This is a genomic window from Streptomyces sp. NBC_00670 (assembly GCF_036226765.1).
GTDB lineage: Bacteria > Actinomycetota > Actinomycetes > Streptomycetales > Streptomycetaceae > Streptomyces.
Genome location: NZ_CP109017.1, coordinates 2,207,704 through 2,232,316 on the forward strand (window position 1 = coordinate 2,207,704; position 24,613 = coordinate 2,232,316).

Genomic DNA, 24,613 nt, shown 5'->3' on the forward strand with positions numbered 1-24,613 from the left:
CGCTTCCGGGAGACGAAAACGGTGTCTTGAGGAACCGAAACTTTCGGACCGGCCGAAGGAGCTCTCCCCCATGTCAGGACGTCTCAACAGCGCCCAGCCGTATGCCGTCGGACTCTTCCGTATCGTGCTCGGCCTGCTCTTCACCTGCCACGGCGCCGCCTCGCTGTTCGGTGTGCTCGGCGGCGCCGCGGGCACCGACGGCGGCACGATCGAGGCCGGCACGTGGCCCGGCTGGTACGCCGCGGTCATCCAGCTCGTCTGCGGCGCCCTCGCCCTGCTCGGCCTCGCCACCCGCCCGGCCGCGTTCCTCGCGTCGGGCTCGATGGCGTTCGCGTACTTCCACGTCCACCAGCCGAACGCCCTCTGGCCCATCCAGAACGGCGGCGAACAGGCCGCCCTGTTCTGCTGGACCTTCCTCCTCCTGGTCTTCACCGGCCCGGGCGCGTTCGCCCTGGGCAACACCCTCCGAAGCCCCCGCACCCTCCGCACGGAACCGAAGGAAGAGGAGACACCTTCGGAGCCGATAGCGGCCTGAGCCCCACAGGGGCGCGGGACCGTATCAATCTGCGGCTCCGCCGCGCGGGCGCGACAGCCCGCAGACAAGCCAGTTCCCCGCACCCCCCAGGGGCGCGGGGAACTGCGCGACCAGCCCCCACGCACCCGCAGGCGAACAACTCCCCGCACCACCCCCAAGGGGCGCGGGGAACTGCGCAAAACCCCCCACACACCCGCAGGCGAAACACCACGGAACACTTCCCGAGCCCCGCCTACTCACCACCGGAGGGCTCGCCCCCACCCACCCTCTTCAACCTCATCCGCGCATCCACCCGCTCCGCCGCCACCACTTCCGCCCAGTACCGATGCGTGGAGACGAACACCGCCAACTCCCGCTCACGACACCGCAGCTTCTCGACCTCCGCCTGCTCGTCCTCCGTCCACCCGGGCGAGGCCGCCCGCTCGACCCGGCGCCACCCGTCGTCGTCACGGAAACCGTCCAGCGGCTCGACCGACCAGGGGAGCCGCTTCAGCAGGGCCAGAAGCTCGGCCCGGATCTGATGCAGCTCCTCCTGACCGGCCAGCAGGTCACTCGGGAAGTCAGGAGTCTCAGCCACCCCGTAATGGTACGCCTGTTCGAATTCGCGAAGCGAGCACTCCCGGGCCCAGGACCGGACCCGTCAGCCTGAACTGGACAGCCCAGACTGTCGAGCTCTACCGTGACCCCATGGAGCAGAAACCCGACGGCGTCTCCGACTCGGCGGCCCGCGCCGCCCGCGATCTCACCGTCGTCCTCAACCGGCTGCGCCGGCGCGTCCGTTCGGTCGCCGGGGACGAGGAGGACCTGACCCCGCCGCAGGTCTCCGCGCTCACCCTCGTCGGCAAGCACGACGCGGCCACGGCCAGCGCCCTGGCATCGGCCGAGGGCGTACGCCCGCAGTCGATGGCGACCACGCTCGCCGCACTCGACCGGCTGGGCCTGATCCACCGCAACCCCGACCCCGACGACGGCCGCCGCCAGCTGGTCACGCTCACGGAGGCGGGCCGCGAGCGCATCGAGGGCAACCGCCCGGCCCGCCGCAGGTGGCTGGCGCGCACGCTGGAGGAGCAGTACAGCGAGGAGGAGCGGCAGACGATCCTCGACGCCCTCACCCTCCTGGAACGGCTCACCCAGTCGTGAGCCCCGCCCTGGCCCGCGCACTGAGAACCCTCCGCCCGGGCGGCGCCACCGGCAAGGCCCCCCACGGCGCCACCGGCAAGGCCCCGCACGGCGGCGCCGACGCCGAAAGGCGCCACGCCACCGCCGGTCCGGCGCGCCACCCCGCCGACCCCACCGCCTTCGACCGCCGCCTGATCGCCCCGATGCTCCTCGGCTCGATCTGCAACCCGATCAACTCCTCCATGATCGCGGTCGCCCTCGTGCCGATCGGCGCCGCCTTCGGCGCCACGCCCTCGCGCACCACCTGGCTGGTCACCGGCCTCTATCTGGCCACCGCGCTGGGCCAGCCGGTGATCGGCCGGCTGGTCGACATGTACGGCCCCCGCCGCCTCTACCTCCTCGGCACCGGCACCGTCGGCGCCGCCGGACTGCTGGGCGCGCTCTCGCCGTCCCTCGGCGTACTGATCGCCGCCCGCGTGCTGCTCGGCTTCGGCACCTCCGCCGCGTACCCGGCGTCCATGCAGCTCACCCGGCGGGAGGCCGAGCGCACCGGGAAGGACAGCCCGGCCGGGATACTGACCGCGCTCGCCGTCGCCAACCAGACCGTCTCCGTGGTCGGCCCGGCGCTCGGCGGGCTGCTCATCGGGCTCGGCGGCTGGCGGGCCGTCTTCACCGTCAACGTGCCGCTGTCCGCGGCCTGTCTGGTGCTCGGCGCGCTGTATCTGCCGGCCACCGCGCCCGGCGAACGCTCCCGGCGCCCCGTCGACCTGCCCGGCATGCTGCTCTTCGCCGCGCTGCTGCTCTCCTTCATGCTGTTCCTGATGAGCCCGGGGGCGGCCCTGTGGTACCTGCCGGTGCTCGCCGCCGTCGCCGCCGCCGGTTTCGCGGTGCGGGAGCTGCGGGTGGCCGAGCCGTTCATAAACCTGCGGGTACTCGGCGGCAACGTGCCGCTGCTGGCCACGTATCTGCGTCAGTTCCTCGGCTACCTCACCTCCTACGCCTTCCTGTACGGCTTCACGCAGTGGCTGGAGGAGGGCCGCGGGCTGAGCGCCTCCTCCGCCGGGCTCGTGCTGCTCCCCCTGTCGGGGACCGCGCTCGCCGTCTCCAGTCTCACCGGACGGCGCGAGGCGGTGCGGACCAAGCTGGTCGTCGGCGGGGCGGTGCAGCTCGCGGGCTGCGTCGTCCTGCTGCTGCTCGGCACCGGAAGCCCGGTGTGGCTGCTGCTGATCGCGGGCGCGGTGATGGGTGTGCCGCAGGGTCTGATTGGTCTGGCCAACCAGAACGCGCTCTACCGGCAGTCCGACCCCGCGCGGATCGCCTCCGCCGCCGGACTGCTGCGCACCTTCATGTACCTCGGCGCACTGGGCGCCTCCGCCGCCGACGCGGCGTTCTTCGCCCACGGCGCCGACACGGCGGGGCTGCACGGCCTCGCGCTGTTCATGCTCGCGGGGGCGGTCGCGCTCGTCGCGCTGTCCCTGCTGGACCGTTCCCTGCGGACGGTCACCCCCAGGAACCGGAAGTGATCCGGCGAGAGCCGGAAGCGATCCGGCGAAACGGCGGCCCCGCGGGGCCGTCACCCCACGAAACAACCAGGAAGGCCCCGTCCCCCATGGCGCTCACCGCCCTCGACCCCACCACCGCCCTCGTCGTCATCGACCTCCAGGCCGGCATCGTCGGCATGGACACCCAGCCGCACGCCGCCGCCGACGTCGTCTCCCGCTCGGCCGAGCTCGCCGACGCCTTCCGCGCCCGGAACCTGCCGGTCGTCCTGGTCCGCGTCTCCTTCGCGGCCGACGGCGCCGACGCCGTGCCCGGCCGCACGGAGGCCGGCCGCTCCGGCGGCACGCCCCCCAAGGGCTGGGACGTCCTCGTCGACGAGCTCTCCGGCCACGCCGGCGACATCCACGTCACCAAGCGCAACTGGGGCGCCTTCCACGGCACCGGCCTGGACGTGCAGCTGCGCCGCCGGGGCGTCACGCAGATCGTGCTGACCGGCATCGCGACCAGCATCGGCGTGGAGTCCACCGCCCGCGCCGCGCACGAGCACGGCTACCACGTCACCCTGGCCACCGACGCCATGGCCGACCGCAGCGCGGAGGCGCACCAGGTCAGCGTGGACCGGATCTTCCCCCGCCTCGGCGAGACGGGCACCACGGCGGAGATCCTGGACCTGCTGCGGAAGACGCACGCGTAACGAACCCGGAGGGGGCGGAGCCGTCAACCGGTCTCCGCCCCCTCTCCCCTCCCCCGGTGCCACACTGAACCCATGTGCCGAAGCATCAAGACGCTCCGTCCGCCCGCGCTCCCCGAGCAGGCCACCGAGGAGGAGATCCGGGCGGCCGCGCTCCAGTACGTCCGCAAGGTCTCGGGCTTCCGCGCGCCCGCCGCGCACAACCGCGAGGTGTTCGACCGCGCGGTGGACGCGGTGGCGGCCGCGACGGCGGACCTCCTGTCCGGCCTGGAGGTACGCGGCGCCGGCCGCCCCTAGGCGGCGGCGTTCTCCTCAGCGGCCGCCGGACGGCGGCGGACGAGGAAGGCGGCGCCGGCGCCCGCGACGAACAGCGCGGCGAGGGAGACGCCGGTGGCGAGCCAGGTCGTACCGAGCCACTGTCCGCCGTAGTAGCCGAGGGCGACGCTGTAGGCGGCCCAGGCCACGCCCGCCAGCGCCGACCAGGGCAGGAACTCCCGCACCCGGCGCTGCGCGGCGCCCGCGGCCAGCGACACCACCGAGCGTCCGGCCGGCGCGAACCGGGCCAGCACCACCAGCGCGCCGCCGCCCCGCGCGAGGGCCGCGCCAAGACGTTCCTGCGCGCTGGTCAGCCGCCGGGAGCGGGCGATGGCCCGGTCCAGCCGCTCCCCGCCGCGCCGGCCGACGCGGTACGCGAACAGATCGCCCACGACCGAGGCCGTGGCCGCGCACAGGGCGAGCACGAGGATGTCGGGCACGTGATCGGCGACGGCGTCCCCCGCGGCGGCCGTGGCATCGCCCGCGGACCCCGCGGCGGCGGCCGTGGCGGCGGTGATCACCAGGACCCCGCTCGGCAACAGCGGCACGAACACGTCGAGCAGCACGGACAAGGCCACGGCGGCATAGATCCACGGGCTGCCGACCAGCGGCCCCACACTCTCCAGCACCGAGACTCCCCGTCTACTCCCCCGTGGACACGACCAGCCGCTACGTCGCGGGGGAACGGCAGGGCGGCCTGTGACAGCCATACAGCGTACGCGGCGGGAGTGACAGCAGGGTCACGGGGGGCACACGGCGCGAAAACGGGGCGCACGGGCGCGCTCCCCCTCCCCCGCATTCACCCCCACAACCCCCAACTCACCCCACCCCACTCCGCATTGAGGCCCGAGAAAACCCACTCGGCCCCACCCCCTCGTCCCGTAGGGTCGGCCCGTGCCCGAGCTGGAACGGTTGCGCCCCGACCACGCCCCCGCGGTCCTGGCCTTCGAACTGACGAACCGCGCCTACTTCGCCGCCTGGATCACCGACCGGGGCGACGAGTACTTCGAGCGGTTCGACGAGCGGTTCGCCGCGCTGCTGGCGGAGCAGGAGGCCGGGGTCTGCGCCTTCCACGTGCTCGTCGACGCGGACGGCCCGGTGCTGGGACGGTTCAACCTGGTCGACCTCGAGAACGGCTCCGCGGAGCTCGGCTACCGGGTCGCCGAGCACGTCGCCGGGCACGGCGTGGCGACCGCGACCGTACGCCGGCTGTGCCGGCTCGCGGCGTCGCGGTACGGGCTGCACACCCTGCGGGCGGCCGCCGCCCACGCGAACCCCGCGTCCCGCAAGGTCCTCACCAAGGCCGGCTTCACCCTCACCGGCCCGGCCGCCCCCGCCGCACTCGGCGGCAAACCGGGCAGCTGGTTCCACCGCACCCTGCCCTGACCAACACAACGGCCCAGGCACCCGGTTCACACCGGCCTGCCTGGGCCTTTTCCCCGTCGAGCACTGGTGGGCGCGGACGGTTTCGAACCGCCGACATCTGCCTTGTAAGGGCAGCGCTCTACCGCTGAGCTACGCGCCCGGGGTGAGTGGACAGCCTACCCTGCCGGGGGGCCGGGGCGGCACACACCCGGGGGCGGGGGGTTAACCCCACCCCGGGAGGGCGGTGGGCCGGATCGTGCGGGGGGTCGGGGGCTCGTACGGTCGTTGCACAGCGGAGGTGAGCGGCCGTGCGGTGCGGGCGCCGGGATTCCGGGGGGTCGTGGTGGGCGTGACGGCGAATCGGCGGCGGGGGCTCGTGTGGACGGTCGTGCTGGGCGGGGTCGTGGTCGCCGCGGCCGGGTGCGGGGCGGACGCGGGGGACGACGCCTCGCCCGACCACCGCTCCTTCGCGCTGCACGGGCGGACCCTGACCGTCGACTCGGACGACTCCACGCTCGTCCTCGTCCCCGGCGACGACGACCGGGTCCGCGTCACCCGGTGGTTCAAGGGCAAGGTCGTGCTGGGCGGCGACCCGAAGGTGTCCTGGAAGGTCGACGGCGACCGGCTGGTGCTGCGCACGCACTGTTCCGGACTCGTCGCGGACTGCTCCGCCAAGCACCGCATCGAGGTGCCGCGCGGCATCGCGGTCAAGGTGACGGAGGACGACGGCGGCGTCACCGCGCGCGGCTTCCGCTCGGGGCTGGACATCCGCACCGCCGACGGGTCGGTGCGCGTCAGCGACGTCACCGGGCCGCTCTCGCTGCACTCCGACGACGGGTCGGTCCGCGCCACCGGCGTCGGCTCCCGCAGCGTGCGCGTCGGGACCCAGGACGGCTCCGTGCGTCTCGCCCTGAACACCGTCCCCGACCGGGTCACGGCCGAGAGCGACGACGGCTCCCTCCGCCTCACGCTGCCGCACGCCACCTACCGGGTCACGGCCACGTCCAAGGACGGCTCCGTCCGTGTGTCCGTCCCCCGCGACGAGGCCAGCACCCATGTGATCGGCGCCCGTACCGAGGACGGCTCGGTGGCGGTGGGCACCGCCCCGGAATAGGCGGTCTTCCCGGCGAACCGGATCACCCGTGTGTTCGTCCTCAACCGGTGGGAGAATGAACACCGGGCAGCGGACGACAGTACGGGAGAGGGATGTGACGGCGACACCTCCAGAGCCGTACACACAGTCGAAGCACCACCGGCAAGCGTCCTCGCACGCGCCTGTCCCGCCGTTCCCCGTCGTCCGTGACGCCTTCGCCCTGCTCGCGCTTCCGTTGCTCGCCGCTCCCCTGCTGGCCGCCGCGTTCGCCGGAGGCGGGACCCGGCGGTGGTTCGGCGGGCGCTCGGAGGGCGCGCGGGCCGAGGCGCAGGCCGCCAAGGACGCCGCCGCGGCCGCGTTCTACGAGCTGGACACCGCCCAGCGCGATCTGCGCATCTCCATCGAGACCATCGCGGCCGTCGACGACTCCCCCGCCGCCCGCCGCGCCCTCACCGACTTCGAGGCGTTCGGGCGCCGGATAGACGAGGTCAGCGAGCGCTACATCGCCGCCGTCGACGCCTGCGACCTGGACCGCGACGACCTGGACGCCTCCGCCGCCGCCCGCGCCCGCCGCGACCTCGCCGCCGCCAAGGACGAGCTGACGAAGGTCAAGCAGGAGCTGGATCGTTTCGCCCAGGGGCTCGGCCCGCTGCTCGGCAAGGCCGAGACGCAGCTCGCCCGGCTCGCCCCCGCCGTCGAGCGCGCCCGGCAGGCCCTGCGCGCCGCCGGTCAGGCCCTGGACGCCGTACGGGGCACGGGGCTGAACGCCGACGACCTCGCCGCCCGGCTGGCCGCCCTCGGCCCCGAGCTGACGAAGCTGAACGAGGGCGCCGGGCGGCACGGCGTCACGGCGACCCTGGAGCGGGCCGAGCGGGTCTCCCGGGAGGCCGGGGCGGTACGGGCCGAGGCCGAGCGGCTGCCGGAGCGGGCCGCCGAGATCGACCACCGGCTGGTGTCGCTGCGCACCCGCGCGCAGGCGCTGACCACGCGCGCGGGCCAGGTGGAGCCGGTCCTCAGCGAGTTGCGGCGGCGGTTCGTGGCGGCGTGCTGGCAGGACCTGCAACCGGTGCCGGAGCTGGCCGCGGAGAACGTACGGCAGGCCGAGCGGAAGCTGGCGGAGGCGCGGACGGCCCGTCAGGAGCAGCGCTGGGCGGACGCGACGGCGCGGCTGGCGACGGTGCGGGCGCTGTTGAACTCGACGGACGAGGCGGTGTCCGCGGCCGGGGACCGGCTGCGGCGGCTCAACGCCGTGCAGAAGGATCCGCAGGCGGAGATCGAGCGGACGCGGTTCGCGGTGCGGGATGCGCAGCGGCTCGCGATGGCGGGGCGGTCGACGCCGGAGCCGCGGCATGCGCGGCCGCTGGACGCGGCGGTGGAGCGCCTTGAGCGGGCGGTCGCCTCGTTGGAGGGGCGGCATCCGGACTACTGGCACTTCTTGGTGGAGACGGATGCCGTGCGGCAGGCCGCGGCGGGGGTTGTCTCCGACATTCGGGGGGAGCGGGCCGGGGGGTGACCTGTGCGGGGGGGGCTGCCGGACGGTTTTTCGCCCCCGCCGCCCCTACCCTTCCCGTCCCGGGGGCAAGCCCCCGGACCCCCTGAAAGATTGCGCAGTTCCCCGCGCCCCTTAAAAGCATGGGGCGCGGGGGAACCCCGCCTAAATCACGTGCGGTACGCGTAGTACGCCGCCGTCGGGTACGACGCGATGATGCTCGCCACCGACCGGTTGTACGTGTTGGTCGAGTGGTACGACAGGTACGGCACGCCGTTGACGCGGGACGTGACGATCATGGTGTGGTCCTTGGACCCGTCCTTGTTGAAGTCCATCTGCAGCACGTCGCCGACGTCCAGCTGGTAGACGTTGGCGAGGCTCGTGACCCGCTTCGAGGACAGGGCGAACCAGGAGAACTCGTTGACGCCGACGAACGAGTTCGACTGGATCTCGGAGTTGCCGAACCACTTGTGGAAGTCCGTGCCGTCGCCCGGCACGTGCTTCCAGCCGCCGGCCTTCAGCGCCTGGCTGACGAAGTTGGTGCAGTCGCCGCCCTCGCCGGCCCCGTTGAAGTCGGGGTAGTCCGGGTTGTAGTTGCTCCAGTACTTCTTGGCGTAGTCCGCCATGGCCTTGTAGTCGTACGTACCCGACGTCAGGTTCTTCGGGTTGGCCGCCGGGTTGCGCGTGATGGCCGCGCGGGTGGCCTCCGGCGGGTTGTCGTCGTCGGCCGTGTCCGGCGCGGCGACGGTCGGCGCCGTGGGCTGGTTGACGGCGACGCCGTCGTCGGTGTCACGGACGCCGGTGAGCTGCCAGTTGCCGTTCCGGTCGGCCGTGAACGACAGCTTGTGGTGGGCCTGGAAGCCGGTGGTCTTCGGCTCCTTGCCCCTCGCCTCGCCGTACGTCAGCGTCGTGGTCTCGGTGACCTCGGCGGTGGCGTGCCGGCCGTCGACATGGGTCTTGTCGAGCGTCACGCTGGTCTTGCCGCCGCTGTACTGCTCGCCGAGCGCGGCAAGGCGCTTCTTGCGGTCCCGCAGCTGCGAGACGGCGGTCTTCTCGTTGCGCGTCTGGGACTTGGACAGCCGGACGTCGCCGTGGAAGCGCTTGGACAGGGACTTGCGGCCCTTGTACTGCTGCTTGTCACTGGCGACCAGCGCGTCCGTGCGGTCGGTGAAGACCGCGTCGGCCAGGCGCTGGAACGTCGCCTTGGTCTGCGTGTCCACGGTGGGGTCGTCGACCGTCGATGCGCCCGCGCTCCAGTTGGGCAGCATGGCCACGCCCGCGACGACCGAGGCGGCCGCCGCCGTGAATATGGTCGCGCGTCGCCGCTTGCGGCTCAATTTCCTTGACTTCACTGAGTTTCCCCTCTACCCGGCACAGGGACGCCGGGGGCTGGAATGATGCCATGACCCCTGTATCGCCTGTGAAGGGGGATGCACAAGAGACGTCGGGAAACTTCACAGAACCGATCTGTTCCGGAGATGTCCGAAGCGGCAGGATGATCACGTGATCACCTGATCCCCCGTCACCTTCCGCGACCCGCGGCGGCCGTCACTGCACCACGGTCGACCAGTCCGGCGACTGCCCCGGGTCGAGACTGCGCAGCCGTTGCAGCGTGGCCGGCTTCTGCACGTCCATCCAGTCGGCGAGCTCCTTGAAGGACACGCACTTGACGCCCTTCTTGGTGCACACGTTCTTGATGACCTGGTCGATGGACTTCATGTAGATGCCACCGTTCCAGTCCTCGAAGTGGTTGCCGATGAACAGCGGTGCCCGGCTGCCGTAGTAGACCCGGTTGAAGCCGGCCATGTACGAGTCGACCGTCTGCTGCTGCCACTGCGGGAACTTGGCGGGGTCGCCCTGTGTCTCCCCGTCGGACTGGTTGTAGAGGAAGTTGAAGTCCATGGACAGGCCCTGGTACTTGCCGCTCTCGTACGGGAGCATCTGCAACGGGAAGTCCCAGATGCCGTCCTTCTTCACCGGCCATATCTGGAAGTCGCCCGGGGAGCTGGCATCGTAGCGCCAGCCGTAGTCCTTCATGGCCTTGAGCAGGTTGGGCTGGCCCTCCAGACAGGGGGCGCGGCCGCCGGTGACCTCCTTCTTGAAGTCGAAGGGCAGCGGGTCGATGTCCTTGTAGCCGGTGTTGGTCTTCCACTTCTCGACGAAGTCGTAGAACTGGTCGATCTCGCTCTTCCACTGCGCCACGCTCCAGTCGCCGCCGCCCTTGGCGCCGCAGAAGTGGCCGTTGAAGTGGGTGCCGATCTCGTTGCCCTGGTCGTAGGCCTCGCGCAGCTGCTCCAGGGTGGTGCGGATGTGCTCGTCGGTGGGGTAGCTGATCGCGGCGGAGCCCCGGTCGTGCATCGGCGGGTCGTAGAGATCCTTCTTGTCCTTCGGCAGCAGATAGATGCCGGTGAGGAAGAAGGTCATGTGGGCGTCGTACTCCTTGGCCAGCTCCCGGTAGTGCGAGAACAGGTGGTCGCTGCCCTCCAGCGCGCCGTCCCAGGAGAAGACCACGAACTGCGGCGGTTTCTCCCCCTTCTTCAGCGGTACGGCCTTCAACTGGTCCTTCTGCGGCCCGGTGTAGGAGGTGGAGCCGTCCCCGAGCACCTTCGTCTTCCCGTCCCACTCGGGCTCCTTGGACGCCTTGGCGGAGGTCGTCCCGGTGCCCTCGCCGGTGGAGGCGGCCGGGGAGGCGTCGTCGGAGCGGCTGAGCGTCAGGAAGGCGACGGCCAGCGACGCCACGACGAGGAGGAACGCCATGACCACGAACCCGGGGCGGGCATTGCGGCGGGGACGGGCGCGGCGGCGGTGGCCGGAGGTCTGTTTCATACGGGGCACCATCTGGGAGAGGGGGGTGGGGGGTTGACGTGGCGGCCGTCAGCCGAGCGGGGCCAGGGCGCTCGACCAGATGCCGTACGGGACGCTGTCGTCGGCGGTGCCGGCGAGTCCCTTCAGCGGCAGTGGTTCGAGGCTCTTGGCCAGGTCCATGCGGTAGACGACCACGGCGGTCGAGACCTCCTTGTCCGTTCCGACGTACCAGGACGCGGTGTCGTCCTCGGTGGTGCCGGCCTTGCCGGACGCCTTGGCCAAGGCGGCGGGCGCGGTGGGGTGTGCGAGGTGGAACGCGTCGGTGAGCGCCTTGGTGACCTCGGTGGCCACATCGGCGCCGACGGCGCGGCGGGTGTCCGGCTTGTCCATCGGCACCGTCGAGCCGTTGTGCGTGACGCGGCGCACCGAGTACGGCTCGGTGTGCCGGCCCTCGGCGGCGAACGTGGCGTAGGCACTGGCCATCCGGATGGCGCTGGGCCGGGAGCTGCCCAGGGACAGGTCGGGCACCTGTGCGCCCATGCTGGAGGAGAGCAGCCCGGCGGCGACAGACGTGTCCCGCACCCTGTCCAGGCCGGTGTCCATGCCGAGCTGCATGAACGGGGTGTTCACAGAGTGGGCCAGCGCGTCGTGCAGGCTGATTCGCCCCCAGTCCTTCTTCCCGTCGTTGTGCGCGGCGACCTTCTTGCCGCTGCGGTCCCAGTACGGCCCCTCGGGCGTCGTCACGGGCACGGCGTCGTCGCCGTCGTAGACCGACTCGGGGGTGACGGGGCTGCGCGGGGCGTCGCGCTCCTTGGTGATGCCGTGTTCGAGCCCGGCGGCGTAGACGAAGGGCAGGAAGGCGCTGCCGGCCGGGACGGTGGTCGCGTTGGACTCGTTGTAGCCCTGTTTACGGTGGTCGGGGCCGCCGTAGACGGCGATGATCCGTCCGTCGGAGGCGACCGAGGAGGCCCCGTAGTGGGCCGTCTTCGCGGCCTTCGGATCGTCCTTGAGCGCCTTCTTGCGGGCCTTGGTGACGGTGTCGGTGAGCGCCTTCTCCCGCTTCTTGTCGAAGGTCGTGTAGATCTGGTACCCGCCCAGGTCGAACTCCTTGTCCGTCAGGTGCGCGGACTTCTTGGCGTACTGGGCGGCCAGTTCGACGAGGTAGTCGCTCTGCTCACCGGTGTCGTAGAGCGGGTTGGTCTTCAGCGGCTCGGGAAACGTCTTGTAGGTGGCGCGCTCGGCGGCGGACAGCTTGCCGATCTTGACCATGCGGTCGAGCGTCCAGCTCCACCGGTCCACGGCCCGCGCGTGGTTGGCCTGGCTCAGCGTCGGGTCGTACAGCCCCGCGCCCTTGAGCAGACAGGCGAGGAACGCGGCCTCGCTCACGTTGAGTTCGCTGACGTCCTTGCCGTAGTAGGCCTGGGCGGCACGCTGGATGCCGTAGGTGCCGCGGCCGAACCAGCTGGTGTTGAGATAGCCCTCGAGGATGTCGTCCTTGCTCATCTGGTTGTCGAGCTTGAGGGAGATCATCGCCTCGGTGAACTTGCGGCTGACCGTCTGGTTCTGGTTCAGGTAGACGTTCTTGACGTACTGCTGGGTGATGGTGGAGCCGCCCTCGGTGTCCCCCTCGCCGAAGGTGCGCCACACGGCGCGGCTGATGCCCTTGAAGGAGATGCCGGGGTCGGAGTAGAAGGTCTCGTTCTCCGCGGCGAGCACCGCCCAGCGGACGTCCGCGGGGATGTCCTTCAGCGGCATCGCCTGCCGCTGCACCCAGCCGGTACGGGCCATCGGGGTGCCGTCGGCCCAGAAGTAGACGTTGTCCTGCTGGGTGGCATAGGTGTTGAGGTTCTCCGGTATGTCCGTCGCCGCGTACGCCACGGCCAGGGTGCCGGTGCCCAGGCCGAGGGCTATCAGCCAGGCGCCCAGCCACTGCCGCCAGGACGGCAGCCAGCGGCGCCAGTCGGTGCGGCCGGGGCGCGGGTAGACCGGCTTGAAGTGGCGGGCGTACGGGGCGAGTCGGGCACCGGCCGCGGTGAGCGGGGGGCCAAGGCGTGCGGCGAGGGGCGCGAAGAGGCGGGCGACGGCGGAGGGCACCGTCGCAGCGGCCTTCGGCTTCGCCTTGCGGCGGGAGCGGCGTTGCGGGGCCGGCTCCTGCGGTTCGGCTCCGGATCCGGCCGCCTCGGCCTCGGCGGCGCTGACGACGCGCAGGGCCATCGTCTCGTCGGGCGGCGGCGGGACGCGCAGCGCCATCGTCTCCTCCGGAGAGGGAGGACGGCGCAGGGCCATCGTCTCCTCCGGCGGCGGAGGGACGCGCAGGGCCATGGTCTCGTCGGGGCGACGGGTGTCGGGGTCGGCGTCGGGATCGGTGCGGGTGTGGTCGCGTGATGCGGTGCGTTCCGGACGGTCCGGATGGTCCGGATGGTCCGGACGGTCCGGACGGTCCGGGTGTTCGGAATGTTCCGAGCCTTCCGGACTTTCCGAACCTCGCGCACCTTCCGAACCATCCACACCTTGTGCACCTTCCGACCGTTCGGAACGTTCCGACCGTTCGGGATGGTCCGGCCACACGGGTACGCCGGACGGATCGGGTATGCCAGGGCGCTCGTCGCCCTCCCCTCTATCCATGATCGACTCCGGAATGGGGACGGCCCAGGGGCTGCGGGACATCTGTTCGATGCCGGGCATGGGTCACGACTGCGTCTCCCTCCGCACTCGGTGTTGCGCGCGCGGGTAGATGCAGCTGCCGCGTTCTGCGGCTGCGAGCCCCCCTCCCACGACATGCGGCTCATCGCGGCACGCATAAATTATCAGTGACCAGTGCGCACTCTTCGGTCAGCGGCGAATGAGAAATGGTCAAGAACGGGCGGTGTAGGGAGAGTACGCGGCGGGGGCCGGTTCGTGCGACAGGGGTGACCTGGGATTTTTCCTCGCCCCCTGAGCTCTTACGCGCGCGGATCCTCCCCCACCGCGCGGAGGAACTCCCGCAGGATCCGCTCCCCCGCGGCCACGCCGCGCTCCGGAAGCGCGGTGACCGTCGGGGCCGTCCAGCCGGCCTCCGCGAGTTCGCCGTGGCCCGGGCGCCATGCGACGTCCGCCGCGAGCAGCAGGTCCGCGTCGAGGAGCGAGTCGCCCGCCGCGAGCGTCCGCTCCGCCCCCGTCCGCCGCGCGACCTCCCGCACCGCCGCGCTCTTGGTGAGCGGCTTCGGCACGGCGTAGACCTTGCGGCCCTGCAACGACACCGTCCAGCCCCGCTCCTGCGCCCACACCGCGAGCTCCTTCACCCAGTCCCCGGGCAGGAGTTCGCGTTCGACGACCAGGTAGGCGAAGAGATCGTCGGCCGTCCGGTGCGTGCGCAGCCACGCCGGGTCCGCCGCGGCGGCCAGGTGCGCCTGCACCTCGGCCAGCGGCACGCACTCCTCGTCCAGCCGGGCCCGTACGGCCGCGTGCCACTCCGGATCGGGCTCGCCGTCCACCAGCAGGTGCCCGCCGTTGGCGCACACGGCGTAGCGCGGCGCGGGCCCCGGCAGGTTGACGCGCAGGTACTGCTCGCGCGTCCGGGTCGTCGTCGGCACGAAGACCGCCGCGTCACCGTCGCCCAGCTCGGCGAGCAGCCCGGCCGCCGTCTCCGTGACGTAGGACAGCGGACGGCCCTGGTAGACCTCCACGCACAGCAAACGGGGTGCACGGGCGTCGGGCATGGTGAGGCCGAGGGCGGCGGCGGAGTAGATGAGGGTGCGGTCGAGGTCGCTGGCGACCACGACCGGGGCGGCGGGAGTTCTCGGCGTCGTCACCGCGCCACCGCCCTGCCGTCGGCGCCGGTCGCGCCCCGGGTGTAGCGGGGGTGGATCAACCCGACGCAGGAGTACGGCAGCTCGCCGACCTCCTCCACCGGTACGCCGCGCTGCGCGGCCAGCAGCCGCACGTGGTCCAGGTCGGCTCCGGCACCGGCCCGCGCGAGGATCTTCCACGGCACCCGGCGCAGCAGTACCCGGGTGGTCTCGCCGACGCCGGGCTTGACGAGGTTGACGTCGTGGATGCCGTACTCCTCGCTGATGCGCTCCACGGCCGCCCAGCCCTCCCAGGTGGGCGTGCGGTCGGCGGCGAGGAGGTCCTTGGCGCGGGCGTCGGCGTCGTCGGCCACCTCGGCGAACCGGGCGGAGACGGCGTCGAGGAAGGCGACGGAGAGGTCGGCGCCGGCGAGGTCGCGGTAGAACTTCGCACCGTGGAAGTCGTCCGGACCGACGAGGTCGGCGCGCAGCACCGTGCGCGAGATCAGCCCGGAGACCGTGGAGTTGAGGCAGGCGGAGGGGATGAGGAAGTCGTCCCGGGTGCCGTAGGTGCGTACGCACGAGCCGGGGTCGGCCAGTACGGCGATCTCCGGGTCGAAGCCGGCGGCCCCGCCCGCGGCCTCGAAGTCGCGCACGGCGGCGGCCAGTTCGCGGGTGATGGCGCCCTTGCCGGTCCAGCCGTCGACGAAGACGACGTCGGCGGGGTCGTGGTGGGCGGCGAGCCAGCGCAGCGCGTTGGCGTCGATGCCGCGTCCGCGGACGATGGACACGGCGTAGTGCGGCAGGTCGAGGCCGTGGCGGTACTGGCCCCACCGGCGCATCAGGATGCCGACGGGCGTCCCGGCGCGGGCGAGGGAGACGAGGACGGGCCGGGGGGAGCGCTCGGCGAGGACCGTCTCCGTGACGACGCCGACGGCGCGGGCGATCCGCGCGGCGGAGGTCTCCAGCGCGGCGTGGAAGAGGGCCTGGTACTCCTCGCTGGGCTGGTACTCCACCGGCAGGGACTCGGCGTAGTGGGCGCCGCCGCTCTGGATGGCCTCCTCGCGCTCCTCGGTGGGCGCCTCCAGGGTCACCTCGGAGAGGTCCTGGAGCAGCCAGCCGACCTCGTCGGGCGCGTACGAGGAGAAGGCGGGGCCGCGCAGCGGCTCGGACAGCATGGAAGGCCTTTCGACGGCGGCGGGAGCGGGCAGCGGGGGCACGTACGAGGGAACGACCGCGAGCAGAACATGCGGAATGTGCTCGGCGAGCCGGGCCGGCAACCCGTCGGGCGCGTGCAGCGCGGGGGTGTCGCCGACGGAGTCGACGACGACGACAACGGCGTCGAACCCGGCCCCGGCCACGTTGTAGGCGTACCGCTCACCGGCCCCGTCGGCGGGACCGTCGTGAGCGGGAAAGACCAGACGGCTGCGTATCGCGTACCCGGGGTCGTCGACGGCGAGCACGGGCGACCGCGTGGTGGTGGAGAACCGCACGTCGACCTCGTCGCCGAGTTCCCCCTCCAGCCCGAGCGCGAGCCGCAGCGGTGCGTACATCAACTCCTCGAACCCGAGCACGAGCACGCGCCGGGCCGCGTCGGGCAGTGCCTCCGCGATCCGCGCGACCATCCCGGGCAACGCGGCGTCGAGCCTCCCCCGGTCCACGCCGGTGAACCCATGCCGCCCCCCGTCCGGCACCCCCGAGGGCCACCCGAGCGCCACGCGAACGACACGGCCACCCTTCGCCCCCGCCACACCACTCGCCCCGCCGGCCACCGGGACCGCAACCCCATCCCCCTCCGGGGGTCCAGGGGGCAGAGCCCCCTCGGGGCCGGGGGCGGGAGCCCCGCCCGCCCCCTGGAACCGCTCCACCAACGCCCGCCCCCGCTCCAGCACCCCCTCCGGCAGCACCACCCTCCCCGACGCCCCCGCGACAAGATCGACCCGCGCCCCGATCTCCCCCGCGAACGCCGCCAACCGCCCCGCATCCTCCTCCGACCGCATGTCCACCAACGCCACGACCACATACCGCTCCCGCGGGAACCGCTCATGCAGCACCCGCACGGTGTTCAGCACCGTGTTCCCCGTCGAGAACTCGTCGTCCACCAGCACCAGCGGCCCGTCGCCCCCCAGCAACCCCGGATCCTCCGGCAGCAGCAGATGCGACGTGGCGTGCGAGTGCGACTCCTCGAAGCCCCCCGCCGGCGCGACCCCCGCGACCGGCCGCCGCGTGGAGTGCAGATACGGCACACCCCCGAGCCCGTCCGCGACACAGTGCCCCAGCCCGGTGGCCGTCTCGGCGTACCCGAGGACGACCGCCTCCCCCGCCGCCCGCTCCCCCAGCAGCTCCCGCACCCGCCGCCCCAGCGCGACCCCGTGCCCGTGCACGACCGACGGACGCTGCGGCACATGCTTGCCGAGGACGTGGGACACCAGCAGATGCGCCCGCTTGGGGTTGCGGCGCAGCGCCAGCCCGAGCAGCTCACGCAGCCCCTCGTCACCGGCGAGCTCGACCCCGAGCCGCTCGGCCACCCACGCACCGGACCACACCACGTCACTACCCCTGTCGCCGCTCATCGCTTCCTCAGCACACCCGCCGCACCCGCCACACCCACACTCGCCACGTCCGCCACACCCACCACGCCCCCGCCTCAGCCCCGCAGCCCCGCAGCCAGCAGCTCCACGAAGCCCACGTCCTCCCCCGCCACCCCGAACGCCTCCGCCCGCAGCACCGTCCGCTCCGCCCAGGCCCGGTGCGGCTTCACCTCGTTCATCTTGTTGGTGTACGCGGACCGCAGCACACCCCCGCCGCCCCGCTCCGGCCGCAGGATGTCCTGCGCGTCGCTGTACTCCTCGTGGCTGACGACCGACAGCGCGTGCACGGGCGCCACGTGGGAGGGGTGGATGCACGTCTTGCCGAGCAGCCCGTTGGCACGGTCGAGGGAGATCTCGCGCAGCAGCCCGTCCATCCGGTTCTCCAGCAGCGCCTGGCGCAGTTCCACCGCCCGCCCCTCCAGGAACGGGCTCTGCCGCAGCAGCGGCTTGAACATGCGTTCCTGCTCCCGGAAGTACTCCCACACCGGCCCGGTCACGGTGAACCCGGTGCCGTCGGAACGGCCCAGCACGTTGACGACGTCGGCGATGACGGAGGCGACGATCTGGACGTCGTACGCCGTCATGTCGGGCGCCCGGCGCAGCCCGTACGCGGAGCAGAAGTCGGTGACGCCGAGGCGCAGCGCGAGGACCCGGTCGCGGTACTTGTCGACGGTGCGGGAGATGCCGTCGAGCGTGGCGGCCCGGGTCTCCAGGTAGAGCAGCTCGGGCGATTCCAGCACCGGCATGGCGAACAGCCGCCGCCCGCTCGCCGCCTCGGCCGCGGAGAGACCTTCGAGGAAGGGGATGCCGCGCTCCTCGGTGAACTTGGGCAGTACGAATCCGGACAGCAGCCGCACGGCCGGGCCGAGCCGCCGCACCAGGTCGGGGATCTGCTCGGGGGCGCGGACCCGGATGAAGAGGAGCGGGAGATCGGGGTCGGGAAGCGCGTCCAGGGCGGCGAACTGGCGTACGAGGTTGGCCTCGGCGTCGGTGACGTCGGCGTCGTCGATGGAGTCCTCCAGGCACAGCACCATGGAGACGACCCCGCGCGCGGCCTGCTTGACGACGTCCTCGGCGAGGCGGGGGCGCGTCGCGGGGCTGTAGAGCGTGGCGCCGAGGGCGGCGGAGAGCAGCCGGGCCGGGGAGTCGGCGGTGAATTCCGTGGGCTCCCGGTAGAACAGGCGCTGGCGCTGCTCCGGGGCGATGTGCCCGAAATGACGCATAAGACTCCCCCGTGGTGCCGATCGGCCGGAAAACAGGTGGCCGGTAATAGTACGTACGGACGTATGTCCGCAGTTCCCTCAGGGTGTGAAGTCCCGATGACCTCGCTGTGACGGACGTGTCCGCGGCGTCCCTCCGGGTATCCCACGGACCGGGCGGGGAACCTTTCGCGTACCTCGGCGCACCGCGGCACGGTCACCGCCGCGCGATCCCCGCCCCGCGTTGTCGTGAGCAGGACCGAGAAGGCAGGATGACCGCATGACGCACGCGATGCTGAAGGGGTCGAACGTCCCGCTGGAGGCGACGGCGGTACGGGCCGTGCTGCGCTGGGCGCCGGGGCAGGGCGCCCCCGAGGTGGACGCGTCCGCGCTGCTGCTCGGCCCCGACGGGCGGGTGCGCTCCGACGAGGACTTCGTCTTCTACAACCAGCCCCGGCACCCCTCGGGGGCGGTCCGGCTGCTGGGCAAGAAGCGGGAGCCGGAGGGGATGACCGACTCGATCCAGACGGATCTGGCGGGCGTCGAGGGCGATGTCGGGCGGGTGCTGCTGGTGGCGTCCGCGGACGATGTGCCGTTCGAGCAGGTGCGGTCGCTGTGCATCGTGCTGTACGACGCCGGGGCCGGGGGTGCCGGCGGGGCCGCCGGCGGGGAGCCGTTGGCGTACTTCGAGATCACGCCGGAGACCGGGGAGGAGACGGCGCTGATCTGCGGGGAGCTGTACCGGCGGGGGGATGCGTGGAAGTTCCGGGCGCTCGGTGAGGGGTACTCGAACGGGCTGAAGGGGCTGGCGAACGACTTCGGCATCTCGGTGGACGATTCCGAGCAGGGGGCTCGGGTGGAGGGGGCGGGCGGGGCGGTGCCGTTGCCGCCGGAGCAGCCGGTGGTGGTGGCGCAGCAGTCGGCGGGGGTGCCGCAGCAGGCGGCGTACGGGTATCCGCCGGCGGGGCCGACGGAGCCGGTGGCGCAGCCGGCGTACGGGTACCCGCAGCCGCAGACGGCCGGCGTGCCGGCCCCGGCGTACGGCCACCCGGCCGCACCGGACCCCGACTTCCAGCTCCCCCCGCAGGGCCCCCAGTTCATCGGCCGCTAGGCGTCACCGCAGGACTCTTCTCGCCCCCGCCGCCCCTTCCCGCCCCTATCAGGGGCGCGGGGAACTGCGCGAAAACGGGGCGAAGCCCCGTGCCGGGGTCCAAGGGGCGAAGCCCCTTGAAGGGACGGGAAGGGTAGGGGCGGCGGGGGCGAGAAAACCCCCCGGGCGCACCCCCTACATCGCTCCCCGATCCGCCCGCGACTTGTACCCCCGCCCCCACTGCAACCCCCACCCGAACAACCGGTCGAGCTCCGCCTGGAAGCCGTACACGAACTTGACCTCCCGGCGAACCATCAGTTCGCCCTTCACGTTCTCGATCAGCACCACCGCACACGACCGCGCCTGCGGATGCCGCTCGTCGAGCCCGATCTCCACCCGCGGCCCGTTGCTCGGATACAGCGTCACCACCGCATGCGTCCGGTCGAACGCCGGCGTCTGGTCGTAGATGTAGACGAAGATCAGCAGCCGCTTGAAGTCGTCCCGGTGGTCGAGGTTGATGTAGATGTCCTCACCGGACCCCGACCCGAACCGGTCGTCCCCGCTCAGCTTCACGTACGGCGGCGTGTTGAGCTCCCCGAAGAAGCCGCCCAGCGGCTGCACGACCCCCTTGGAGCCGTCCGCCAGCTCGTACAGACACCCCAGGTCGAGGTCGACGTTGACCATGCTCATGGTGTGCGCCTGCACCACCTCGGGGGTGAACATCCGCAACGGATGCCGCAGCAGACTGCCCCGCTGCGGCGCACCGATGTCGGACGTGCGCATCCGCCAGGACAGATTGACCCGCAGATGCCCGCCGGCCGCACCCTGCTTGGTCAGCGAGACCGTGTGACGCCGCTTGGTCAGCTCTATGGAGTTGCTGGCCGCGCTGCCGGAGTCGAACTGGGCCGCCCGCGCGCCCAGCAGACCGTCGAAGAACCCCATAATCCGCCCCCACGCGTGACACGTTCGCCGGAGATGCACCGGCCATACAGACGAAGCGTTCCTCAGGGGGCGCCACGTCACACCCCCGCCGCGACGGCGGCGGAAGCACTCGGGCGGGCCCGGTCGTGCGCCGGGCCCGCCCGAGAGGGATCGTGCCGGTCAGACGCCGGACGAGACCTCGTCCTTCGCCTCGCTCCCGCCGCCCTCCGCGGCGAGCGCCCGGTTGCGGCGGACGGAGGACCAGAAGGACCAGGCGATCAGCACGACGCCGACGAGGCCGGTGATGACCTCGTTGATCTCGTACTGGATGGTGACGATGAGGATGACGGCCAGGGCGCCGATCGCGTAGTGGGCGCCGTGCTCCAGGTAGACGTAGTCGTCCAGCGTGCCCTGGCGGACCAGGTAGACGGTGAGCGACCGGACGTACATCGCGCCGATGCCGAGGCCCAGCGCCATCATCACGATGTCGTTGGTGATGGCGAAGGCGCCGATCACGCCGTCGAAGGAGAAGGAGGCGTCCAGGACTTCCAGGTAGAGGAACATGAAGAACGCGGCCTGGCCGGCCAGCAGTACGGCCGATTTCTTCTTGCCGCTGCGCTCGGCCTCTTCCTCCGCCTCCTGTTCGCGTTCCTCTTCCTCCTCCAGGCGGTCCTCGAAGTATCCCGAGAGGCCGCCGACGATCATGTACGTGATCAGGCCCGCGATGCCGGAGAGGAGGACCGTCTGCCCCTTGTCGACGTGGATGCCGCCGTGCTGGTGGGCGTGGGCGGCGACCGTCATGGAGGCGATGAGCAGGCAGATCAGCGAGATGCAGACCGAGAGCATGTCGACCTTGCCGAGCTTGGCCAGCGGCCGCTCCAGCCAGGCGAGCCACTTGATGTCCCGGTCCTCGAAGATGAAGTCGAGGAAGATCATCAACAGGAACATGCCACCGAACGCGGCGATCGCCGGGTGCGCGTCGGTGACCAGCTGCTGATAACGGTCCTTGTCGGAGAACGCGAGATCGACCGCGTCCCACGGATTCAGTTTCGCGGTGATGGCGACGATCACGACGGGGAAGATCAGCCGCATGCCGAAGACGGCGATCAGCACGCCGACGGTGAGGAAGATCTTCTGCCAGAAGGCGTTCATCTTCTTCAGTACGCCGGCGTTGACGACCGCGTTGTCGAAGGAGAGCGAGATCTCCAGGATCGCCAGGATGGCGACGATCCCGAACCCGGTCCATCCGTCGTAGAACACGGCCGCCACCAGGCCGAGTGCGGTGATCGCAAACGACCAGCCGAAGGTTTTCAGAAGCACTGGCTACCCAATCGTGACTCGTGATGTGTACGGGTTTCCCCCGCGCCGTACTCGGCTTTACTGAACGTTGACCACGAAGTCTAGAGTGCTCATCCTCCAGCCGGCCGTGCGGGCTCCGCGCGCGACCAGGGGCCCGGTGAAGGACGGCGGCCCCCGGGAAAAGGACCGCCGTCCTAGGAAACGTTGACGCCGAAGTCCAGGGCGATGCCGCGCAGGCCCGAGGCGTAGCCCTGGCCGACGGCGCGGAACTTCCACTCGCCGCCGTAGCGGTAGACCTCGCCGAAGATCATGGCCGTCTCCGTGGAGGCGTCCTCGCTCAGGTCGTAGCGGGCCAGCTCCTGGCCGTCCGCCTGGTTGACGACGCGGATGAACGCATTGCTGACCTGGCCGAACGTCTGGCCGCGCTCGTCGGCCATGTGGATCGAGACCGGGAAGACGATCTTGTCGCAGTGCCCCGGCACCTTGGACAGATCGATCAGCAGCGACTCGTCGTCGCCCTCGCCCTCACCGGTGAGGTTGTCGCCGGTGTGCTCGACCGAGCCGTCCGGGCTCTTGAGCTGGTTGTAGAACACGAACCACTCGTCGCCCAGGACCCGGCCGTCGGTACCGCACAGCAGCGCGCTGGCGTCCAGGTCGAAGGGGGCCCCGGTGGTGGAGCGCGCGTCCCAGCCGAGTCCGATCATCACCTGGGTGAGGTTCGGTGCGGCCTTGGAGAGGGAGACATTGCCTCCCTTGGCGAGTGTGACGCCCATGATGCTGTCCTCCCCGATTTTTCTTGCCGTATCGCTGTTTCTCTGCTGTTTCTCTGCTGCTGCTCTGCTGCTGCTCTGCTGCTGCTCTGCTGCTGCTTGTCTACTGCTGCTTCCTGGATGTACTGCGCGTCCGGCGCCGCACGCAAACGGTGCGACGCCGGACGGTTGTACCTTCGTGCCCCTGGCGTTGACGCCGGGCGCACGGATCAGACGTTGACGCCGAAGTCCTGGGCGATGCCGCGCAGGCCCGAGGCGTAGCCCTGGCCGATGGCGCGGAACTTCCACTCGGCGCCGTTGCGGTACAGCTCGCCGAAGACCATCGCGGTCTCCGTGGAGGCGTCCTCGCTCAGGTCGTAGCGGGCGATCTCCTGCTCGCCGGCCTGGTTCACGACGCGGATGAACGCGTTGCGGACCTGGCCGAAGGACTGCTGGCGGTTCTCGGCGTCGTAGATGGAGACCGGGAAGACGATCTTGTCCACGTCGGCCGGGACCCCGGCGAGGTTGATCTTGATCTGCTCGTCGTCGCCCTCGCCCTCACCGGTGATGTTGTCACCCGTGTGCTCGACCGAGCCGTCCGGGCTCTTGAGGTTGTTGAAGAAGATGAAGTGCTGGTCGCTGGCGACCTTGCCCTCCGTGTTCAGCAGCAGGGCGCTGGCGTCGAGGTCGAAGTCGGTGCCGGTGGTGGTACGCACGTCCCACCCCAGGCCGACGATGACCGCGGTCAGGCCGGGGGCCTCCTTGGTCAGCGAAACGTTGCCGCCCTTGCTGAGGCTGACTCCCACGGGTCCTCCCATTGTCTTCAGGGGCGGGGAGCCCCGTCGTGCATCGGATGTGTCGGATGTACCGGATCAACGCTTCGATCCTAGTGACGGGTTCCCGCCGCCCGCAGCGGCTGCACCCGATCGGTCACAGGGTGTCGAGCGCCTTCACGTACTCGTCGAGGTCGCGGGCGTCGGGCAGGGCGTTGACGACGCTCCAGCGCACGACGCCCTCCTTGTCGATGATGAAGGTCCCCCGGACGGCGCAGCCCTTGTCCTCCGCGAAGACGCCGTACGCGCGCGAGGTCTCGCCGTGCGGCCAGAAGTCGGAGAGCAGGGGGTACTCGAGGCCCTCCTGCTCCGCGAAGACGCGCAGGGTGTGCATGGAGTCGTTGGAGACGGCGAGCAGCTGGGTGTCGTCGTTCACGAACTTCGGGAGGTTGTCGCGCAGGGCGCAGAGTTCGCCGGTGCAGACGCCGGTGAAGGCGAAGGGGAAGAAGAGCAGCACGACGTTCTTCTCCCCGCGGAAGTCGGAGAGGCGGACGGGGCTGCCGTGATTGTCCTTGAGCGCGAAGTCGGGGGCCTTGTCGCCGACCTGGATGACCATGATGTTCGCTGCGTCCCTCCGTAGGACCATGTGGGGCACTCCCCACCCTACGCAGCGATCTTCCGGCGGGGCCGGGGGGTGGGTTTCCTCGTCCCCGCCGCCCTTACCCGTCCCGTCCCGGGGCTCCGCCCCGGACCCCCTGGGATGCTTTGTCGGCCGCGGGCCCGCCGCCGACGTACCCCCGCACCCCTGCCCGGAACGCGCCCAACCCCCGGGAAGCCATCGCATCCGGGGGTTGGGTAAGTGCCGTTTACTTCCTCTTCGCCGCCTTCGGCGTGACGAGCCGGCTGCCGCTCCAGTCCTTGCCCACGCTCACGCTCTTGGACGCCGACAGCCCCGCCGTCGTCGCCGCCTCGGAGATGTCGCTGGGCTCGACGTACCCGTCGCGCCCCGTCTTCGGCGTCAGCAGGAGGATCGAGCCGCCCTCTTCGATGTACGTGGTGGCATCCACCAGCGCATCCGTCAGGTCGCCGTCGTCGTCTCGGAACCACAGCACCACGGCATCGGCGACGTCGTCGTAGTCCTCGTCGACGAGGTCACTGCCGATGGCTTCCTCGATGGCCTCGCGGAGCTCCTGGTCGACGTCGTCGTCGAAGCCCAGTTCCTGGACCACCTGCTCGGGCTGGAACCCCAGCCTTGCGGCAGGGTTCGTCCGCTCCTCCGCGTGGTCCGCGGTCGCGCTCACGGGTTGCCTCC

At 71.4% G+C, this 24,613-nt stretch carries 23 protein-coding genes and 1 tRNA gene; 9 read left to right on the forward strand and 15 right to left on the reverse strand.

Translation table 11 applies throughout. The features are described from left to right. Positions 1-70 precede the first annotated feature (70 nt). Positions 71-535 carry a DoxX family protein gene (locus OIE12_RS09845; protein WP_329133831.1) on the forward strand — a complete coding sequence of 155 codons (465 nt, stop codon included), beginning with the start codon at positions 71-73 and terminating at the stop codon, positions 533-535. Positions 536-767: 232 nt separating this feature from the next. On the opposite strand, the gene OIE12_RS09850 is transcribed toward OIE12_RS09845, so the two are convergent. Beyond that, entirely contained in the window at positions 768-1,112 is a 345-nt protein-coding gene (locus tag OIE12_RS09850) for a hypothetical protein (protein ID WP_329133833.1), read from the reverse strand. A 110-nt stretch (positions 1,113-1,222) separates the two neighbouring features. Between OIE12_RS09850 and OIE12_RS09855 the strand changes: the two genes are divergently transcribed. The 4 genes from OIE12_RS09855 to OIE12_RS09870 all read left to right on the forward strand — a co-directional run bounded on the left by OIE12_RS09855 (position 1,223) and on the right by OIE12_RS09870 (position 4,142). Beyond that, positions 1,223-1,675, forward strand: coding sequence for a MarR family winged helix-turn-helix transcriptional regulator (locus OIE12_RS09855; RefSeq protein WP_329133836.1), 453 nt, complete (start codon positions 1,223-1,225; stop codon positions 1,673-1,675). Further along, positions 1,672-3,177: an MFS transporter gene (locus OIE12_RS09860; protein ID WP_329133838.1), complete on the forward strand. Its 1,506-nt coding sequence runs from the start codon at positions 1,672-1,674 to the stop codon at positions 3,175-3,177. Before OIE12_RS09855 ends, OIE12_RS09860 begins: the two co-directional genes overlap by 4 nt. A gap of 86 nt (positions 3,178-3,263) precedes the next feature. Continuing rightward, positions 3,264-3,848: a hydrolase gene (locus OIE12_RS09865; protein ID WP_329133840.1), complete on the forward strand. Its 585-nt coding sequence runs from the start codon at positions 3,264-3,266 to the stop codon at positions 3,846-3,848. Positions 3,849-3,920: 72 nt separating this feature from the next. Next, on the forward strand, positions 3,921-4,142 hold the full coding sequence (locus OIE12_RS09870) for a DUF2277 domain-containing protein (RefSeq protein ID WP_329133842.1): 222 nt from the start codon (positions 3,921-3,923) through the stop codon (positions 4,140-4,142). On the opposite strand, the gene OIE12_RS09875 is transcribed toward OIE12_RS09870, so the two are convergent. Beyond that, on the reverse strand, positions 4,139-4,789 hold the full coding sequence (locus OIE12_RS09875; RefSeq protein WP_329133844.1) for a DedA family protein: 651 nt from the start codon (positions 4,787-4,789) through the stop codon (positions 4,139-4,141). The two genes, OIE12_RS09870 and OIE12_RS09875, sit on opposite strands and share 4 nt — an antisense overlap. A gap of 265 nt (positions 4,790-5,054) precedes the next feature. On the opposite strand from OIE12_RS09875, the gene OIE12_RS09880 reads away from it, so the two are divergent. Then, positions 5,055-5,546, forward strand: a complete 492-nt coding sequence (locus OIE12_RS09880) for a GNAT family N-acetyltransferase (protein ID WP_329133846.1) — start codon at positions 5,055-5,057, stop codon at positions 5,544-5,546. A 64-nt stretch (positions 5,547-5,610) separates the two neighbouring features. Here the strand turns inward: OIE12_RS09880 and OIE12_RS09885 are convergent. Then, positions 5,611-5,685 (reverse strand) — tRNA-Val (locus tag OIE12_RS09885). A 183-nt stretch (positions 5,686-5,868) separates the two neighbouring features. On the opposite strand from OIE12_RS09885, the gene OIE12_RS09890 reads away from it, so the two are divergent. Together OIE12_RS09890 and OIE12_RS09895 are read left to right on the forward strand one after the other, a co-directional pair. Beyond that, positions 5,869-6,639, forward strand: coding sequence for a DUF4097 family beta strand repeat-containing protein (locus OIE12_RS09890; RefSeq protein ID WP_329141818.1), 771 nt, complete (start codon positions 5,869-5,871; stop codon positions 6,637-6,639). 94 nt (positions 6,640-6,733) lie between these two features. Continuing rightward, on the forward strand, positions 6,734-8,131 hold the full coding sequence (locus OIE12_RS09895) for a hypothetical protein (RefSeq protein ID WP_329133848.1): 1,398 nt from the start codon (positions 6,734-6,736) through the stop codon (positions 8,129-8,131). Positions 8,132-8,277: 146 nt separating this feature from the next. Here OIE12_RS09895 and OIE12_RS09900 read toward each other — a convergent pair whose 3' ends face one another. From OIE12_RS09900 to OIE12_RS09925, 6 genes are all read right to left on the reverse strand, one after another. Beyond that, a complete protein-coding gene (locus tag OIE12_RS09900; protein WP_329133849.1) occupies positions 8,278-9,459 on the reverse strand; it encodes an amidase domain-containing protein in 1,182 nt (393 codons plus the stop codon). Between the two features lie 196 nt (positions 9,460-9,655). Beyond that, on the reverse strand, positions 9,656-10,933 hold the full coding sequence (locus OIE12_RS09905) for a hypothetical protein (RefSeq protein ID WP_329133851.1): 1,278 nt from the start codon (positions 10,931-10,933) through the stop codon (positions 9,656-9,658). Between the two features lie 48 nt (positions 10,934-10,981). Next, on the reverse strand, positions 10,982-13,162 hold the full coding sequence (locus OIE12_RS09910; protein ID WP_329141820.1) for a transglycosylase domain-containing protein: 2,181 nt from the start codon (positions 13,160-13,162) through the stop codon (positions 10,982-10,984). A 692-nt stretch (positions 13,163-13,854) separates the two neighbouring features. Then, the gene (locus OIE12_RS09915) at positions 13,855-14,670 is read right to left on the reverse strand and encodes an HAD family hydrolase (RefSeq protein ID WP_443054033.1); all 816 of its coding nucleotides are present in this window, start codon (positions 14,668-14,670) and stop codon (positions 13,855-13,857) included. Positions 14,671-14,699: 29 nt separating this feature from the next. Continuing rightward, positions 14,700-17,252 carry a phosphoribosyltransferase gene (locus tag OIE12_RS09920; RefSeq protein WP_329133853.1) on the reverse strand — a complete coding sequence of 851 codons (2,553 nt, stop codon included), beginning with the start codon at positions 17,250-17,252 and terminating at the stop codon, positions 14,700-14,702. A 74-nt stretch (positions 17,253-17,326) separates the two neighbouring features. Then, on the reverse strand, positions 17,327-18,493 hold the full coding sequence (locus tag OIE12_RS09925; RefSeq protein WP_329133855.1) for an HpcH/HpaI aldolase/citrate lyase family protein: 1,167 nt from the start codon (positions 18,491-18,493) through the stop codon (positions 17,327-17,329). 256 nt (positions 18,494-18,749) lie between these two features. Between OIE12_RS09925 and OIE12_RS09930 the strand changes: the two genes are divergently transcribed. Beyond that, entirely contained in the window at positions 18,750-19,580 is an 831-nt protein-coding gene (locus OIE12_RS09930; RefSeq protein WP_329133857.1) for a TerD family protein, read from the forward strand. A 174-nt stretch (positions 19,581-19,754) separates the two neighbouring features. On the opposite strand, the gene OIE12_RS09935 is transcribed toward OIE12_RS09930, so the two are convergent. The 6 genes from OIE12_RS09935 to OIE12_RS09960 all read right to left on the reverse strand — a co-directional run bounded on the left by OIE12_RS09935 (position 19,755) and on the right by OIE12_RS09960 (position 24,602). Continuing rightward, the gene (locus tag OIE12_RS09935; RefSeq protein ID WP_329133859.1) at positions 19,755-20,501 is read right to left on the reverse strand and encodes a TerD family protein; all 747 of its coding nucleotides are present in this window, start codon (positions 20,499-20,501) and stop codon (positions 19,755-19,757) included. Positions 20,502-20,660: 159 nt separating this feature from the next. Beyond that, positions 20,661-21,800 (reverse strand): DUF475 domain-containing protein, encoded by a 1,140-nt coding sequence (locus OIE12_RS09940; RefSeq protein WP_329133861.1) that lies wholly within the window; start codon positions 21,798-21,800, stop codon positions 20,661-20,663. A 173-nt stretch (positions 21,801-21,973) separates the two neighbouring features. Then, entirely contained in the window at positions 21,974-22,552 is a 579-nt protein-coding gene (locus tag OIE12_RS09945; protein ID WP_329133863.1) for a TerD family protein, read from the reverse strand. 206 nt (positions 22,553-22,758) lie between these two features. Continuing rightward, on the reverse strand, positions 22,759-23,334 hold the full coding sequence (locus tag OIE12_RS09950; protein ID WP_329133865.1) for a calcium homeostasis/redox stress adaptation protein: 576 nt from the start codon (positions 23,332-23,334) through the stop codon (positions 22,759-22,761). Between the two features lie 124 nt (positions 23,335-23,458). Next, positions 23,459-23,917 carry a peroxiredoxin gene (locus OIE12_RS09955; protein WP_329141824.1) on the reverse strand — a complete coding sequence of 153 codons (459 nt, stop codon included), beginning with the start codon at positions 23,915-23,917 and terminating at the stop codon, positions 23,459-23,461. A gap of 250 nt (positions 23,918-24,167) precedes the next feature. Next, the gene (locus OIE12_RS09960; protein WP_329133867.1) at positions 24,168-24,602 is read right to left on the reverse strand and encodes a DUF3052 domain-containing protein; all 435 of its coding nucleotides are present in this window, start codon (positions 24,600-24,602) and stop codon (positions 24,168-24,170) included. Positions 24,603-24,613: the final 11 nt, after the last annotated feature.